The 15,411-nt window shown below is 69.3% G+C and carries 13 protein-coding genes and 2 pseudogenes; 7 read left to right on the top strand and 8 right to left on the bottom strand.

Annotation, left to right across the window (positions count from 1 at the left end; translation table 11 throughout):
* Positions 1-19 precede the first annotated feature (19 nt).
* On the top strand, positions 20-1,036 hold the full coding sequence (locus ACVBEQ_RS15055) for a helix-turn-helix transcriptional regulator (RefSeq protein ID WP_447154240.1): 1,017 nt from the start codon (positions 20-22) through the stop codon (positions 1,034-1,036).
* On the opposite strand, the pseudogene ACVBEQ_RS15050 reads toward ACVBEQ_RS15055, so the two are convergent.
* Together ACVBEQ_RS15050 and ACVBEQ_RS15045 are read right to left on the bottom strand one after the other, a co-directional pair.
* Positions 1,011-1,919 (bottom strand): annotated as a pseudogene (locus ACVBEQ_RS15050) (sensor histidine kinase); the annotation flags it as partial. The gene ACVBEQ_RS15055 and the pseudogene ACVBEQ_RS15050 sit on opposite strands and share 26 nt — an antisense overlap.
* 380 nt (positions 1,920-2,299) lie before the next feature.
* Complete coding sequence (locus tag ACVBEQ_RS15045) at positions 2,300-2,977, bottom strand: response regulator transcription factor (protein ID WP_447154121.1); 678 nt, start codon at positions 2,975-2,977, stop codon at positions 2,300-2,302.
* A 130-nt stretch (positions 2,978-3,107) separates the two neighbouring features.
* On the opposite strand from ACVBEQ_RS15045, the gene ACVBEQ_RS15040 reads away from it, so the two are divergent.
* The 3 genes from ACVBEQ_RS15040 (at position 3,108) to ACVBEQ_RS15030 (ending at position 6,251) form a co-directional block, all read left to right on the top strand.
* On the top strand, positions 3,108-4,352 hold the full coding sequence (locus ACVBEQ_RS15040) for a LolA family protein (RefSeq protein ID WP_447154120.1): 1,245 nt from the start codon (positions 3,108-3,110) through the stop codon (positions 4,350-4,352).
* A gap of 86 nt (positions 4,353-4,438) precedes the next feature.
* Complete coding sequence (locus tag ACVBEQ_RS15035) at positions 4,439-5,389, top strand: ABC transporter ATP-binding protein (RefSeq protein ID WP_447154119.1); 951 nt, start codon at positions 4,439-4,441, stop codon at positions 5,387-5,389.
* The gene (locus ACVBEQ_RS15030; RefSeq protein ID WP_447154118.1) at positions 5,376-6,251 is read left to right on the top strand and encodes an ABC transporter permease; all 876 of its coding nucleotides are present in this window, start codon (positions 5,376-5,378) and stop codon (positions 6,249-6,251) included. The genes ACVBEQ_RS15035 and ACVBEQ_RS15030 overlap by 14 nt, the downstream gene beginning before the upstream one ends.
* Positions 6,252-6,336: 85 nt before the next feature.
* On the opposite strand, the gene ACVBEQ_RS15025 is transcribed toward ACVBEQ_RS15030, so the two are convergent.
* Positions 6,337-7,281 (bottom strand): manganese catalase family protein, encoded by a 945-nt coding sequence (locus ACVBEQ_RS15025; protein ID WP_447154117.1) that lies wholly within the window; start codon positions 7,279-7,281, stop codon positions 6,337-6,339.
* 91 nt (positions 7,282-7,372) lie between these two features.
* Positions 7,373-8,203, bottom strand: coding sequence for a GAF and ANTAR domain-containing protein (locus ACVBEQ_RS15020; RefSeq protein ID WP_447154116.1), 831 nt, complete (start codon positions 8,201-8,203; stop codon positions 7,373-7,375).
* A 665-nt stretch (positions 8,204-8,868) separates the two neighbouring features.
* On the opposite strand from ACVBEQ_RS15020, the gene ACVBEQ_RS15015 reads away from it, so the two are divergent.
* On the top strand, positions 8,869-9,483 hold the full coding sequence (locus tag ACVBEQ_RS15015; RefSeq protein ID WP_447154115.1) for a maleylpyruvate isomerase N-terminal domain-containing protein: 615 nt from the start codon (positions 8,869-8,871) through the stop codon (positions 9,481-9,483).
* Positions 9,484-9,576: 93 nt separating this feature from the next.
* A complete protein-coding gene (locus ACVBEQ_RS15010) occupies positions 9,577-10,482 on the top strand; it encodes a phosphatase PAP2 family protein (protein ID WP_447154114.1) in 906 nt (301 codons plus the stop codon).
* On the opposite strand, the gene ACVBEQ_RS15005 is transcribed toward ACVBEQ_RS15010, so the two are convergent.
* Entirely contained in the window at positions 10,409-11,413 is a 1,005-nt protein-coding gene (locus ACVBEQ_RS15005) for a hypothetical protein (RefSeq protein ID WP_447154113.1), read from the bottom strand. The genes ACVBEQ_RS15010 and ACVBEQ_RS15005 overlap by 74 nt on opposite strands.
* Before the next feature lie 303 nt (positions 11,414-11,716).
* The gene (locus tag ACVBEQ_RS15000) at positions 11,717-12,574 is read right to left on the bottom strand and encodes a phosphotransferase (protein WP_447154112.1); all 858 of its coding nucleotides are present in this window, start codon (positions 12,572-12,574) and stop codon (positions 11,717-11,719) included.
* Between the two features lie 206 nt (positions 12,575-12,780).
* Between ACVBEQ_RS15000 and ACVBEQ_RS14995 the strand changes: the two are divergent.
* A pseudogene (locus ACVBEQ_RS14995) lies at positions 12,781-13,177 on the top strand (alpha/beta fold hydrolase); the annotation flags it as partial.
* An 18-nt stretch (positions 13,178-13,195) separates the two neighbouring features.
* On the opposite strand, the gene ACVBEQ_RS14990 reads toward ACVBEQ_RS14995, so the two are convergent.
* Together ACVBEQ_RS14990 and ACVBEQ_RS14985 are read right to left on the bottom strand one after the other, a co-directional pair.
* Positions 13,196-13,738 carry an anti-sigma regulatory factor gene (locus ACVBEQ_RS14990; protein WP_447154111.1) on the bottom strand — a complete coding sequence of 181 codons (543 nt, stop codon included), beginning with the start codon at positions 13,736-13,738 and terminating at the stop codon, positions 13,196-13,198.
* A 195-nt stretch (positions 13,739-13,933) separates the two neighbouring features.
* Positions 13,934-15,199 carry an IS256 family transposase gene (locus ACVBEQ_RS14985; RefSeq protein ID WP_447154110.1) on the bottom strand — a complete coding sequence of 422 codons (1,266 nt, stop codon included), beginning with the start codon at positions 15,197-15,199 and terminating at the stop codon, positions 13,934-13,936.
* Positions 15,200-15,411 lie beyond the last annotated feature (212 nt).

The following is a 15,411-nucleotide window of genomic DNA, read 5'->3' as shown; positions in this document are numbered from 1 at the left end:
CGCCCTGCTCACCCTGGAAATGATCCAGAGCAGCCCCGGCATCACCGCCGAACGATTGGCTGACCGGCTCGGCATCTCCGAGCGGGCCGCCCGCCGGTACATCGGGATCCTCCGGGAGGCCGGTATTCCCGTCGAGTCGGTCCGCGGCCGCTACGGCGGCTACCGGCTCGGCCGGGGCGTCCGGCTGCCGCCGCTGATGTTCAGCGCAGCCGAGGCTCTCGGCCTCGTGATGGCCGTCCTGGACGGTCACCACGATGCGGCGGATCCCACCGGTCCGGTCGGCGGAGCCCTCGGCAAGATCGTCCGCGCGCTGCCCGAGTCGGTGGCGGCACAGGTCGAGGCGGTCCGCCGGACCACCTCACCGGCCCCCGACCGGGCTGCCGCCCGCCCCGATCCCGGAATCACCACCGGCCTGGTGCAGGCGTGTGCGAGCCGCCGACCCGTCCGGTTGGACTACCGCTCCGAGGCCGGGTCCGAATGGACGGCGGAGGTCGACCCCTGGGCCGTCGTCGTTCGTCACGGCCGCTGGTACCTGCTCTGCCGATCGCGCACGGCGGACGCCCGGCGCGCCTACCGGATCGACCGGGTGCGCTCCGTCGAGATGCTGGACGGGACAGTCACCCCGCCGCCCGACCTGGAGCCGGTGACGATGCTCGAGGAGCACCTGGCGGTCGGCTGGGAGTACGAGGCCGAGGTGATCATCGAGGCGCCGTTCCACCAGGTGCAGCCCCGGCTGCCGCGATCCCTGGGCCGGGCGGAACCGGCCGGCGGGTCCGCCACCCGGCTGGTCGGCAGTACCAGCAATCCGATCTGGTACGCCGAGCAACTCGCCGTCATCCCGGTGCCGTACCGGATCGTCAGCTGCGCCGAGATCCGCGCTGCCGCAGCTGCTCTGGGTCAGCGCGCACTTGCTGCGGCGCAGGCAGATCCGGTTGATCCGGCGGCGCTGCCGGCAGCAGGATCGAGACCAGCAGGCCGGGCGGGTCCGCGCCCGGATGTGCCGGCGCCAGCTGCACCGACCCGCCCTGCTGTCTGAGCAGTTCGGCGACGATCGCCAGACCCAGCCCGCTGCCGCCGGTGTCCCGGTCGCGGGCGTCGTGCAGCCGGGTGAACCGTTCGAACACCCGCGCCCGGTCGGCCTCCGGGATCCCGGGACCGTCGTCACCGACCTCGAGCCGGACGCCGTCAGGTGTGTGACCAACGGACACGGTCACCCCGGAAGACGCATAGCGGACGGCATTGTCGATGAGGTTCGCGAGCACCCTGGCCAGCGCACCAGGGTTTGCCTCGGCCGGGGCCTCGTCCGACGGGAGCCGGACGACCGGCACCCGGGCGTCCGCATACCGCCGGACCACCTCGTCGGCGAGCGCGGCGACGTCGACGACGCCGGTCTCGGGCGGGGCCGCGTCATCGGCCCGGGCGAGGATGAGCAGGTCGTCCACCAGCGAGGTCAGCCGGTCGACCTCGGCCAGCAGATCGGCGGTCTCCGGCTCGGTGCCGGTGACCAGTGCGACGTCCAGCTGGGTACGGAGGCTGGCCAACGGCGACCGCAGCTCGTGCGCCGCGTCGGCCACGAATGCGCGCTGGCGCCTCCTAGAGGATGCGAGCCGGCCCAGCATGCCGTTCAACGTGATGGCCAGCCGGCGGATCTCGTCCGCGGAGGACGGGACCGGGAGGGTGTCCGCCGAGCCGGTTCCGGTGATCTTCTCGGCACCGGATCGCAGCGCCTCGACGGGGCGCAGGGTGGCTCCGATCAACCGCCAGGTCACAGCGGCCAACGCCGCGAGCAGCACCGCGTACCCGGCGATCAGTGCCGTGCGCGCGATACGCACCGCATCGTCGATGTCACCCGACGGCACGCCCGCGATCACGAACCGCGGTGCGGTATCCGGTCCGGCCGGCCGGGCCACCACCCGCATCGGGCCGAGGACGCCGAACGACGCGCCGGAGACCGTCTGCGGCCCGTCCAGCGCCGCCGTCAGCTCCGCCGGCCGCAGCGCCGCCACCAATCGATCCGTGCCGGCGGATGCGGCGAGCACCCGCCCCTGCTCGTCGATCACCTGCACCACCGTCGTTGCCCCCGACGGGATCGGATCCGGGAGCCGGCCCTCGTCGACGAGTGCGGCGACACCGTCGGCCGCCTTCTGTGCCGCGTCGTCGGTGGCCCGGACAAGGCCGAACCGGAGCAGCGCGGTCAGCGCGAACACGCCGATGGCCAGTCCGACGGCCAGCGCGACGGTGCTCACCAGCAGCAGTCGCATCCGCAGGCTGAGCCGTCGTCGGCCGGTGTCGGTCACCGTCAGCCGCCGTCGGCTTCCAGCCGGTACCCGACGCCGCGCACCGTCGTCACCGCCGCCCGACCGAACGGCGCGTCGATCTTGCGCCGGAGGTAGCCGATGTAGACCTCGACGACATTCGCCTCCCCGGTTCCGTGCGCCTCCCAGACATGCTCGAGCAGGTCGAGCCTGCTGATCACCTCGCCGGACCGGCGCATCAGGTACTCCAGCAGCGAGAACTCCCGCGCCGTCAGCGGTATCGCGGTATCGCCGCGGGCGGCCAGCCGGGCGGCGGGGTCGAGCCGGAGGTCGCCGGCAACCAGCACGGCCGGTCTCTCCGGTGCGCCGCGGCGAAGCAGCGCGCGCAGCCTCGCGACGAGCACCACATAGCTGAACGGCTTGGTGAGGTAATCGTCGGCGCCGACGTCGAGACCGTCCGCCTCGTCGTACTCGCCGTCCTTGGCCGACAGCATCAGAACGGGTACCCAGTTCCGGTCACGCCGCAGCGCACGGACGACCTCGTAGCCCGACAACCGGGGCAACATCACGTCCAGCACGATGGCGTCATATTCCCCGTCCCGTGCCGACTCCAGCCCCGACGCGCCGTCGTGACGGAGATCGACGGCGAAACCCTCTGAGCGCAAACCCTTCTGCAAGGCGCGGGCGAGCCGTACCTCATCCTCCACCACCAGCAGGCGCACCGGCCGTCCCACCCTTCGCGCTTCTCAAGATGCTCTCAGCATGCCTGCAGCATGATGGGTTGCGCGCGGCCGTGACCGCGCGCCGAAAGATCCAGCCAGGAAATGAGTGTGTGTCGTGTCCGATCAGCAGATGTCCGAAATGAAGGCTGTCGAAACGGGTGCCCGAACGGGCTTCTTCCACCGGCCGGCGATGCGCTGGGCAGTACCGGGCGCCGTTGTCGCGATCGTGCTCGGTGCCGCGTCGATCACGGCGGTGCGGGCGGACGCCACTCCGACCCTGCCGCCGCGCACCGCATCAGAACTCCTGGTCGACATGCAGAACGCGTCGCTGACCGCTCTGTCCGGCACCGTCGTCCAGGACGCCGCGCTCGGGCTGCCCGAGCTGCCGATCCAGATGGGTGGGCAGGGCAGTTCCAGCTTCAGCTCGCTGGTCTCCGGCACCCACACCCTGCGCGTCTGGTACGGCGGGGAGGACCGGCAGCGCATCGCCCTTCTCGGCACGCTCGGCGAATCGGACCTGATCCGCAACGGACAGGACGTGTGGACGTGGGACAGCGACTCGAACGCCGCGGAACACTTCCAGCTCCCCGCCGGCCTCGCCGACGGCCGGGCCGCTGAGCATCTCCAGGCGATCGAGTCCGTGATGACACCGCAACAACTCGCGGACATGGCACTGGCCGCCGTCGAGCCGACGACAACGGTGACGGCGGACGGCACCGTCGAGGTGGCCGATCGGTCCGCGTACGAGCTCGTGCTGGCGCCCAAGGACACCGCCTCACTGGTCGGCTCGGTGCGGATCGCCGTCGACGCCGAGCAGCACATCCCGCTGCGTGTGCAGGTCTTCGCGAAGGATGCTCCGACCCCGGCGTTCCAGGTCGGCTTCAGCCAGGTCAGCTTCGAGGTGCCGGCGGCCGAGAACTTCGAGTTCACCCCGCCGCCCGGGGCGACGGTCACCGAGTCGACGCCCGACGGGACGGACAGCCCCGATACCGCCGGCCCCAACACCGCCGGTCCGGGCACCCCGGGCGACGCCGCGCGGGCCTCGACGGCCGAGCCGAAGATCGTCGGCAAGGGCTGGACCTCGGTGCTGGTGGCCGAGGTGCCGGCTCCCGATGTCCAGTCTGCTGAGGGCGCGGCCCCGGACAGTGCGGCACCTGACGGCGCGGCACCTGAGGGAGAGACCGGCCAACCGGAAACCCCAGGTGCCGCCGGCAATCTCGGCGCCATCGTTGGATCCCTGCCGGCGGTCAGCGGCGAGTGGGGGAGCGGACGGTTGCTCCAGTCCGCCCTGTTCTCCCTGTTGATCACCGACGACGGCCGCATCATCGCCGGAGCGGTCGCCCCGGAGTCGTTGTACAAGGCAGCCGCTCAGTGAGCTCGCCGGCCGGTGCGCCGGTTTCCGCTCCGTCCGCGGTGCGGCGTGCCGACCAACCGGCCGCCGCGCCGCTAGGGTCGGCATCGATGTCCGGGTCCGGCAACGACGATTTCGCGGTGACCTCCACCGGGCTGACCAAGCGGTTCCGCGGCGGCCAGGTGGCGGTCGACCACATCGATCTCGCTGTACCGCACGGCGCCGTCTACGGGTTCCTCGGACCGAACGGCTCCGGTAAGACGACCACCATCCGGATGCTGCTCGGACTGGTCCGGCCGACCGAGGGCAGCAGCACGCTGCTGGGCGGCCGGATCCCGGCGGACTCGCAGCGGGTGTTGCCGATGGTCGGCGCGCTCGTCGAAGGGCCGGCGTTCCATCCGTATCTGTCCGGCCGGGACAACCTTCGCCGGCTGGACTCCGCGGACCGCACGGCCGATCCCGCGACGTGCACCGCGCGGATCGCCACTGCACTCGACCGGGTGGGTCTGAGCGCGGCGGCCGGCAAACGGTTCCGCAACTACTCGCTCGGCATGCGCCAGCGGTTGGGCATCGCCGCGGCGTTGTTGCAGCCCCGCCGGCTGCTCATCCTCGACGAGCCCACCAACGGCCTTGACCCGCAGGGCACCCGTGAGGTACGTTCCCTGGTCACCGATCTGGCGGCCGGCGGTGTCACCGTGATGCTCTCCACGCACCTGCTGTCGGAGGTGGAGCAGATCTGCACGCATGTCGGCGTCATGCATGTCGGCCGGCTCGTCGCGCAGTCACGGCTGGACGACCTGCGCGCCCGCACGCCGCAGCGAATGAGGGTGCGAACGGATCGACCCGACCTGGCGGCGACGACGCTGGCCGGTCTGGGCTTGACCGACGTGGTCACGGCCGGGGACGAGGTCACCGCACTGCTCGGCGCCGTCCGGGCGGAGTCGATCATTCCGGCGCTGGTGCGGGACGGGGTGCCGGTGATCGCTTTCGGGCCGGTCGAGGTGAACCTGGAAGACGTGTTCGTGACCTTGACAGGGGAGGGCTTCGGTGTCAGCGGTTGAGGCGTCACGCCGGGACGGGATGGCCGCTCCGGCGCCGAGATCGAGGCGGATCTCGACCCGTTTCCTCCGGTCGGAACTGAAGTTGATCTTCGGCCGGCGCCGCACGATCGCCGGTATGGGGGTGCTGGCAGCGGTTCCTGTCATCATCGCCGTTGCGGTCTACTACAGCGGCCCGCGCCGCGGCGGCGGCGAGGGCGGGTTCATCGGCCAGGCCACCAACAACGGGTTGTTCGTCGGGCTCGCTGCCCTGACGGTCGAGATGCCGCTGTTCCTGCCGCTCGCGGTGGCCGCCATCTCCGGTGACGCGGTCGCCGGCGAGGCGAACGGCGGGACGTTGCGCTACCTGCTGGCACGACCCGTGCAACGCACCCGGCTGCTCGCTGTCAAGTACCTGGGCGTGCTCATCTTCACCGTCGCGGCGGTGCTGCTGATCGCGGTCGTCGGGGTGGGCCTCGGCCTGGCGCTGTTCGGCGCCGGCCCGGTGACATTGCTGTCCGGGACGCAGGTCTCGACCGCGGTGGGGTTGTGGCGATTGTTGCTCGTCTGCTGTTATCTGGTGGTCTGCCTTGCTGCGCTGGCCGCGATCGGCCTGTTCGTGTCGACGCTCACCGAGCAGCCCATCGGCGCCACGATCGCCGTCGTCGGCGTGGCGGTGATCAGTCAGATCCTCGGGTCGGTGTCCCAGCTGTCGGCGATCCACCCGTACCTGCCCACGCAGTACTGGCTCGCGTTCGGCGACTTCCTCCGAGACCCGATCTCGACGGGTCAGATCTCCTCCGGCTTACTGAGCGCCGGGGTGTACACGGTGATCTTCCTGGCCGCCGCATGGGCCAGGTTCGGCAGTAAGGACATCACCAGCTGATCGCACCATCCCGGTGCCGTGCCGGGCCACCCTGGGGTGACCCGGCACGGACGTCATGCGAATCAGCGGCCGCTTCCGGCCGGACTCAGTTCGAGGAGGGCTGGTCCGCGTTCTTCAGCTCGACCTCGGCGGTCGCCTGGATGAGCGCCAAGAGCTCCGGGTCCAGACCGGGGGAGAATTCCTCACGCCGCTCCGGCGCGATCTTGATGGGAACGCCCTCGGGCATGATGGCCGTGCTCAGCTCCGTGCCGTCGTTCGACGGCGAGGCACCCCGGTAGAGCTTGCCGGCCTCGCTGAGATTGTCCGCGCTGAAGGTGAACTGGATGCTCTGCAGCCCCTTGTCGAGCAGCTTCTTGACCTCGGGGAACTGCTCGGCGTTGGTCTTCGGAATCGGCAGTACCGATCCCCAGTTCACGCCCAGGCTTTCCAATGCCTTCGCGAACGCATTCTCGTGCGCCTGATCGCGAACGATCAGGTAGGCGATGGTGGAACGCGCCGACTTGTTCTCCGTCATCTCGTAGATGCGGCATTTCTGCAGGCGACCGGTGGATTCCAGCATCAGGTTGTACAGCAGGTCCAGGACGAGATTTCCGCTGTTGTAGACATACGAGCCCAACCACGGGTTGCCCGCGGCGTCCACCGGCAGGGCACCCTGCGCGGCCACCAGGTAGTGGTGGATGTTGCCGGTGTCCAGCGCGATCTTCAGCGGTGTGGCACCTTTCGCACCGGGCTGATCGACCGGATCGGTCTTCTTGCCCTGGTACTGCGGCGAGCCGTCCAGCAGTCGCGCGATGGTGGTGCCGATCAGCTCGACGTGGCTGATCTCCTCCGTGCCGACGCCCTGCAGCAGATCCTTGTACGGCTTGGAGGTGGGATCGCCCCGGAAATTCATGCTCTGGAACAGATACTGCATCATCGTCCGCATTTCGCCGAATTGACCGCCCAGACCTTCCTGCAGGGCGTTCGCGGCCGCGGGATCCGGCTCGTCGGGGAGAATGTCGTTGATGAGCAACTCGGTGTGCAGGTACATGCGCACTCCTCACTAGAGAGAAGTGGCTGCCGCTACTGAACCACCCGCCGAGTACAGCACGGCGGTTGCGGAACCTGCAACCCCCTGATGGTCAACGCCCGCGCGCCGGCCGCTGACCGCGGGCCTTGAACGGCGCATCGAACGCTTTCGGCCCCGAACCGGGCAGCGATGCGACGAGATCCTGTGCCACGTCGCGAAGTTTGACGTTCCTGGTCTGAGAAATGCTGCGCAACAGGGTGAATGCGGTGTCTGGATCGGAATCCAGTCGTTGCATGAGGATTCCGATCGCCATGTCGATCACCCGGCGGGTGGTCATCGCCGCCACTCGGTCGTCCAGCAGTTGGGCCTGCCGGGACAGGTGCCGGGCGAGGGCGACTCCACCGGCGATCTCGGGAGCGGACTCCGAGGCGCGCGCCTGCTGGTCGGCGGTCAGACCGTCGCGCTGCGCGGAGTAGACCTTCAGCACCGCGGCGGGCTGCTCGTTCACCAGGACAGGCACCGACAGGCAGCTCGCCGCGCCGCGGGCGGCCGCGCTGGGACCGTAGCTGCCCCACCGGCCGTCGGCGGCCAGGTCGGGGACATAGTGACCCACTCCGTGCTGCAACGCGTCGAGGCAGGGGCCGCGACCGATCCGGTACTGGATGAGGTCCACCTCTCGGGCGAGAGTGGAACTCGCACCGGCGGTGAACGGTGCCCCGTCGACCTTGAGGGTGATCCCGACCCCGGCGACGTCGCCCAACCGGAGTTCCATCCGCGCCGCGACGTCGTCGAGGTAGTCGGTGAGCAGCGGCAGGACGTCGGCTTCGGCGGTGTTCGGCGACTGGCCGCCCGCCGATCCGTTCGAGGCGCGATGCACCTCCGGAACGCTCGAGCCGACATCGTTCGAGGCGGACGTGGTGATTGTTGAGGTGGTTTCAGACATGCGGCACTCCCGGGTGGTCGACACTCCATTCGTGCCCCGGTCGGCGACCCGCGAAACGAGCGCCGTCAACGCTCGGCAGCGACCTGCCTCGGCGCGTGCCGCACCACCGGACGGCCGGCACCGTTCCCCGGCACTTGCGCTTGGCCCCCGGGGAGTTGGGGCGACTTGTGGCGCGGTTTGCCGCCCCGGAAGCGCTCGACAAGTCCGCGCAACTCCGAGCCGCACCGATCCGCACCCCAGAAGCGTTTCCGCGGGACCGTTTTTGGCGGCGAAACCTCGGCGTGTCCTGCAGACACGCCGGCACATGCAATATCACGCGACAGGCCGGGCCGTTCCCCGGCACCTGCGCTTGGCCACCGCGGAGTTGGGCCGACTTCTGGCGCGGTTTGCCGCCCCGGAAGCGCTCGACAAGTCCGCCCAACTCCGAGCCGCACCGATCCGAACCCCAGAAGCGTTTCCGCGGGAACGTTTTTGGCGGCGAAACCTCGGCGTGTCCTGCAGACACGCCGGCACATGCAATATCACGCGACAGGCCGGGCCGTTCCCCGGCACCTGCGCTTGGCCACCGCGGAGTTGGGCCAACTTCTGGCGCGGCTTCCGCCCCGGAAGCGCTCGACAAGTCCGCCCAACTCCGATCTGCACCGTTCTTGACCGATAATCTGCCGGTGTCCATCGAACCCCGCCGTACCTTCGCCGACGCTGCCCGGTGCTTCGCCGACCTCGTTGACCGCATCCCCGAAACCGCCTGGGACGGTCCGGGTCTGGGCGAATGGGACCTGCGCGCGCTGGTCGGCCACACCAGCCGATCGCTGACGACCCTGATCACCTATCTGCAGCGGCCGGCCCCCTCCGAGGTGGTCCTGTCCGCTGTCGCCTATTACGAGTGGGTCACCGTCCAGGTCGGCGCGGACCCGGCAGCGGTGGCCGAACGGGGACGCCAGGCGGGGGTGGCGCTGGGCGTGCACCCCGCCGACACCGTTCGACAACTGCTCGGGGACGCCGCCCGGGCGCTGGACGCGGTCGACGCGGATCCGCTGATCGAGACCCTCGCCGGCGGCATGCTGTTGACGTCCTACCTGCCCACCCGGACCTTCGAGCTCACCGTGCACACGCTGGACATCGCTGCGGCCTGCGGAGTGCGGGTGACCCCGCCCGCGGAGGCAGTCGCCGACGCGCTGCAACTGGCCACGGCGGTGGCCACGGCCAGGGGTGACGGCGAGCGGGTCCTGCTCGCGCTGACCGGACGGACGCCGCTGCCCGCGGGTTTCAGCGTGGTGTGACAGGCATTCCATTCGTTTTCATCCGGCCGGCACGGGGTATCCACCGGGCGTGGAACAGAACGAGCGGCATCTCCGGCTCCGGATTGCGACCTGATGGGCGCACGCACCGCCCGCTCGCGTTTCGTCTCCCAAGTTCTGCTGGCCTGGCTCCCACTCGCCGTGATCCTGCTGGGCTATGCAGCGGCCCAGCTGATCAACAACGGTCTCAGTGGGGAGCCGACGGAGGGTGCCACCAACGCACTCGGCTTCCCGCTGCACGTCACCGAGCCGGCCATTGTCGACCGGTGGATCTTCGGGGAGCTGCCGACCACCTGGTTGCAGGAGCGCTGGTACTCGCCGCCGCAGGTGCACTGGTATGACGGGCTCGCCGCCCTTGTCTACATCAGTCACTTCTTCGTGATCCCGCTGACTGCGGCCATTCTGTGGTTCAGGCACCGCTCGCGGTTTCGTGAGTGGATCGGGTGCGTCCTGCTGCTCGCCGGGATCGGGATCGCTGTCTACGTCGTGTATCCCATGACGCCACCGTGGCTGGCGGCTCGGCTCGGCGTGGTCGGCGAGGTACAGCGGATCTCCGGGATCGGCTGGGAGTACGTCCATCTCGACTTCGTGATGGGGCTGTTGGGCGGCAGTCAGATGGCCTCCAACCCGGTGGCCGCGATGCCGTCGCTGCACGCCGCCAGCGCCGCGCTGCTGCTGTTCTTCTGCTGGAGCCGTGCGCGGTGGTGGGCGCGCTGTCTGTTGATTCTCTATCCCTTGTCGATGGGGCTGACGCTGGTCTACACCGGTGAGCACTATGTGGTCGACGTCGTCGCGGGCTGGCTGGCGGCGGGTCTTGCCGTCGGCGTGTGGAAGGTGGCGCAGCGGTTCCGGCGGAAGACAGCCGCATCCCCGGACCGGTCGGCGACCGGTCCGGGGGCGGGTTGGATCAGCTCAGCGGCGTCAGCCGGCTCCCGGCAGGGACCAGGAACGGGAAGCCGAGAACGGCAAGTCGCCCGCTGACCTGGTTCTGCGCCTGGCAGCTCTCGGTGCACGTGGTCGGGGGATTGGCCACCTCGACGGCGTCCTCGCCGGTCACGAAGCCCATCCGCCCACCGCTGGCGACGTCCCAGATCGACACCGCGCCGCAGTGCCGGACGCTGGGTGAGACGGGCACCGCGGTGTTGCACTGCGGCTGTGGTACCCGGGTCGCCACCTGGGCGCTGTCCCTGGCCACGAAACGCGCCGACAGGCCATTCGCGATGTTGACCCTGGCGGTGACCTGCACGCAGAACCTGCTCGGTGGCCCGGTTGTCACGCTGGTGCACTCGGACCCGAGGAATTGTCCGATGCGGGACCGGAAGGCCGGATTGTCGAAGTAGAACGGCGTCAGTCCCGGGGTCGCGGACCTCGCCAGGGTGTTCGTGATCCGGGTGGTGGTTCCGTCGCTGCGCTGCGGTTCCATCTGGAAGATGCCGCCCTGCGCGCAGTCCTTGGCCTGCAGTTTCATCGACACGCCGCTGCCACTGCGGGAGATCTCCAGACCTTCCTCTTTGAGCTCCACCGAGATCGCACTGGTCAGGGCTGTGCCCCTGAGGTCGGGGACCTTGCTGGCGAAGACCGGAGTGAACCTGCCGCCGGTTATGTCCAGGGGATTCGCAGCGCCGGTGAAGGCCTGGTTGAGCACCGCGAAATCGGCGGGTCGGATGTCGAACTGGGCGTATTTGCCGCGGACTCCGATGTTCGCGCCGCCGGCCGGGGCGGCGACGCTGACCTCGACCTCGTCCTTGCCGGCCCGGGCCAGCACGGTGGCGGCGCTGTTCAGACTGACCAGGGTGAAGCCACCGCCCTCGCACCCCTTCGACGACGCGGCCTGCGCTGTGCCGGAGAACGCGACCAGGATCATCGGGGCGACGATCGCGGTGGCCAGCATCGCGGCGACACGAGTACCCAAGCTGCTCCGAGTTGGTGTGCGGACTTTCATGCGCGCCTCCAGGTGGGGTGACGCCGGCGCGACGTGCACCGGCATGGTCGTCACCCTGGGCGACCTGCCGTCGTGTGCGCCATCGGACCTTGGTGCTAGTACCTGCAGCGGGTTCGCGCCGATCTAGGAGGCCGCGCATCGATTCAGCGGGCGGGCGGGACCGCCGCCCACCTGGTCGGCGCCGGACCGTCCCCGCAGGTCAAATGGGCCGGCCGGTGGATTCGGCGACGGACGGTCCAGTGGTACTAGTACCTGTTGCCTGAGCGCCCGCTCTCAGTCGGCGAGGTGTGGATTCGCCGCTCCCGATTCGGCCGCCAGGAAGTCATCGACGAAGGACCGGAGCACCCGTGGGTCGCCGGAGTGGTCGTCGATCCACAGGGCCACGAGCAACGACGTCCTTGCCGCCCACCATTCGACGGCCCGCGGGCCGGCGTCCAGCGGGCGGTCGTATCGGGAGAGCGTCGACGCCCATTCGTCCGGCGGCAGGAACCACCACAGCAGCGGCCCGAGGTCACGCAACGGGTCGGCAATCTCGGCGCTGTCCCAGTCGATCAACCGGATGCCGTCGTGTGTCAGCAGGATGTTGTCCGGGTTCGGATCGCCGTGGGTGGGCACCCGTGGGTTCAACGGCGGATGAAGGTGGACGAACCTGCTGGCGGCCCGTTGCACGACGGGTCGGCTGAACTCCTGGGCGGATGCGGCAGCCAAGCGGATCTGAATGGCTCGCAGATCGTCGGTACGTTGCTGTGCTGCCGACCGCCGATGCACGGACTCGAGAGAATTCCGCAACACCGGGTCCCAGTGATAACGCTGCATCACCTGCACGACGTCGACCGCATGCCGCCGTAACCACGTTCGATCGACGGAACGGCCGTCGACCCACTGCTGCAGGACGAACGACAGCCCGCCGGCGTGGCCGGTCGCCACGACCGCCGGCGCGACGCCGATCTCGGCCAGACGCGAAAGGGGCCGCACCTCGGCCGGCCACTTCACGAACAAGCGCCGGTTCCCCGCGACCGCGACGAAAGCGGCTCCCGTGCCGCTCTTCTCGATCGGCTCGATCGTCCACCCATGGATCCCGGTTGCCTCCTGGATGCCCCGCAGCAGCACGGCTCGGGAGTCCGGCGTCATCTGAGCAAGGTTTGGAGGCAGGTTGCCCGCACGGCGGATGGGGATGCGGTCATCGGGCCAGTGTCCTGACGACCGAGCTGCTGGTCCAGCAGTATTCACGGGCCGAACTGTCGGCGGAGGACCTACGCCCGGCGGATGGCCCCCGCGGGGAGCAGTTCCAGAACCGCGTCGGCGCACGCTTGTGCGCTTCCTGAGTGTGTCAGTGTGCGGGGATCACCTCCCGGCTGGCTCAGGCCCACCCCGAGGCCGTGCTGGGTATCCACCTGATGGCCGTGGCTGCACCCGTCGACATGGACGACGCGACGCTGTCGGCGGCGGAACGGGAGTTCCTCGAGCGGTCGAGAACGTGGTCGGAATACGAAGGCAGCTATCAGCATCAACAACAGCGTCGGCCGCACCGCCCGGGTGACCGGAGTCGAAGTCCCCACTGCAGTAAGGCTTTTCCCGGGGGACCTCGCGCAACCGCCGCGCGAGTGGGCGGCTCGGACCTACAATGTGGTGCGGTATTGCACGATGCCGCGGGGCGGGCATTTCGCACCACACGAGGAACCTGACCTGCTCGCCACCGATATTGGGGAGTTCTTCGGCAGCCTCGGGGAGTAATTTCGTCGAAGGGTGGGATCACGGGGCGGGTCGCCATTTGGTCATCCAGATGGTGGTGCCTTCGCCGACCTCCGAATGGATGCGGAACTCATCCATGACCCGTCGTGCGCCGGGTAGGCCGATCCCCAGGCCGTCACCCGTGCTGAACCCGTCACGCAGGGCGCGATCGACATTGCCGATGCCGGGGCCTTTGTCGCGCGCGACGACCGTGATGCCATGCCGGTCGCTGCCGCTCACCGGGGTGATGGTGATCTCGCCCGGAGCGGCGAAGGCGACGATGTTCCTGGCGACCTCCGAGATGGCCGTCGCGATGAGAGTCAGGTCCGTGTCGGCGAATCCGGCTGCTGCACCGAGTTCCCGGCCCCTGCGGCGCGCGATGACGACGTCGACGGCACCGTTCACCCACACCCGGACGCGCTCCGGACCGGATACCTCGGGCAGTCTTACTTGCGCGATTCGCGGCGCACCGTCGGGAGTCTGGCTGGGCTCGGCGAGCGCCACCGCAACGCTGCTGTGCACGGGGATGCCTTCCTGTGAATCCAGCGGGATCCGGAAGGTCACCGGCGCCGGGCTCTGACAGGCAGTTGAACGCGTGTCAACAGCGATAGAAGCACCGTGCGGTGCTGCGCGTTACACCCCCAGGTGGGTTTTGGTTCTCGGCCGCGGCGCCAACGATGCCGGCGCATATTCAACGAGGCGGCGGTCAAGCCCATTCGCGTGGTGTATTGAGTTCGGTCACCGGTGATCCCTCGTCGGTCAGGCGGTGAGGGTTTCGGCTGGTCTGGTAGTGACCTCCTTCGTCGGGCTGGACGGATCGCCCGTGTTGTCGGTAGCGAGGGTGATGCGGGAGCGGGCCAGGACGTCCAGGCCGAGGTAGCGGCGGCCTTCGGTCCATTCGTCGTGTTGCTCGGCGAGCACGGCGCCGACGAGGCGGATCAGGGCGGTGCGGTCGGGGAAGATGCCGACGACGTCGGTGCGCCGGCGGATCTCCTTGTTCAGTCGTTCCTGGGGGTTGTTGGACCAGATCTGCCGCCAGATCTCCTTCGGGAATGCGGTGAACGCGAGCAGTTCGTCGCGGGCCTCGTCGAGGTGATCAGCGACCGCGGGAAGCTTCTCACCGAGCGCTTCGGTGACCCGGTCGAACTGGGCGGCAACGGCTTTGGCGTCGATCTGGTCGTATACCGAGTGCAACATGGTCTTCACCCACGGCCAGCTGGCTTTCGGGGTGATTGCCATCAGGTTGACCGCGTAATGCGTCCTGCACCGCTGCCACGACGCTCCGGGCAGGGTGGCACCGATCGCGGACACCAGCCCGCTGTGCGCATCGCTGGTGACCAGTTTGACCCCGGACAGGCCGCGGGCCACCAGGCCGCGGAAGAACGCCAACCAGCCGGCCCCGTCCTCGGCCGAGGTGACGTCCAGGCCGAGGATCTCTCGGTGCCCGTCGGCGTTCACCGCGGTCGCGAGCAGGGCGTGCACCCGGACCACCCGGCCGCCTTCCCGGACCTTGAGGACCAGCGCGTCGGCGGCGACGAACGTGTACGGGCCCTGGTCCAACGGGCGGGACCGGAACGCCTCGACCTGCTCGTCCAGGTCCCTGGCCATCACCGACACCTGCGACTTCGACAGCGATGTCACCCCAAGGGATTGCACAAGCTTCTCCATCCGGCGGGTCGACACACCCAGCAGGTAACACGTCGCGACCACCGACGTCAGCGCCCGCTCGGCCCGTTTGCGCCGCTCGAGCAACCAGTCCGGGAAGTAGGACCCGGACCGCAGTTTCGGGATCGCCACGTCCAGGGTGCCGGCGCGGGTGTCGAAGTCGCGGTGCCGGTACCCGTTGCGGGAGTTCACCCGCTCATCGCTGCGTTCGCCGTACCCGGCGCCGCAGATGGTGTCGGCCTCGGCGCCCATCAGCGCCTGGACGAACGTGGACAACATCGAGCGCAGCAGGTCCGGGCTCGCCGCGGCGAGCTGATCGGCCAGGAAGGTTTCGGGGTCGATAGGGTGAGCAGAGGTCATCGCGTGGTACTCCTTCGGCAGACTGTGAGAGGTCCTTCGAAGAATCACGCGGTGACCGTCCTCGTCCCAGCCCGACACGCCCACGATCAAGATGGGCGTGTGGCCGTACACCACTCTGCAGGACTCAACTGAGGCGCCTGCCCGGTCCAGGGTTCCTAGCGGACCGGGCAGACGTCCCCGTCGGGTGGCCGGGCTGTCGCGGGGGCCGACAG

The sequence above is a fragment of the Nakamurella sp. GG22 genome (assembly GCF_052976845.2).
Note: the sequence above shows the minus strand (reverse complement) of the source record. Positions and strands in the feature narration are given on the sequence as shown.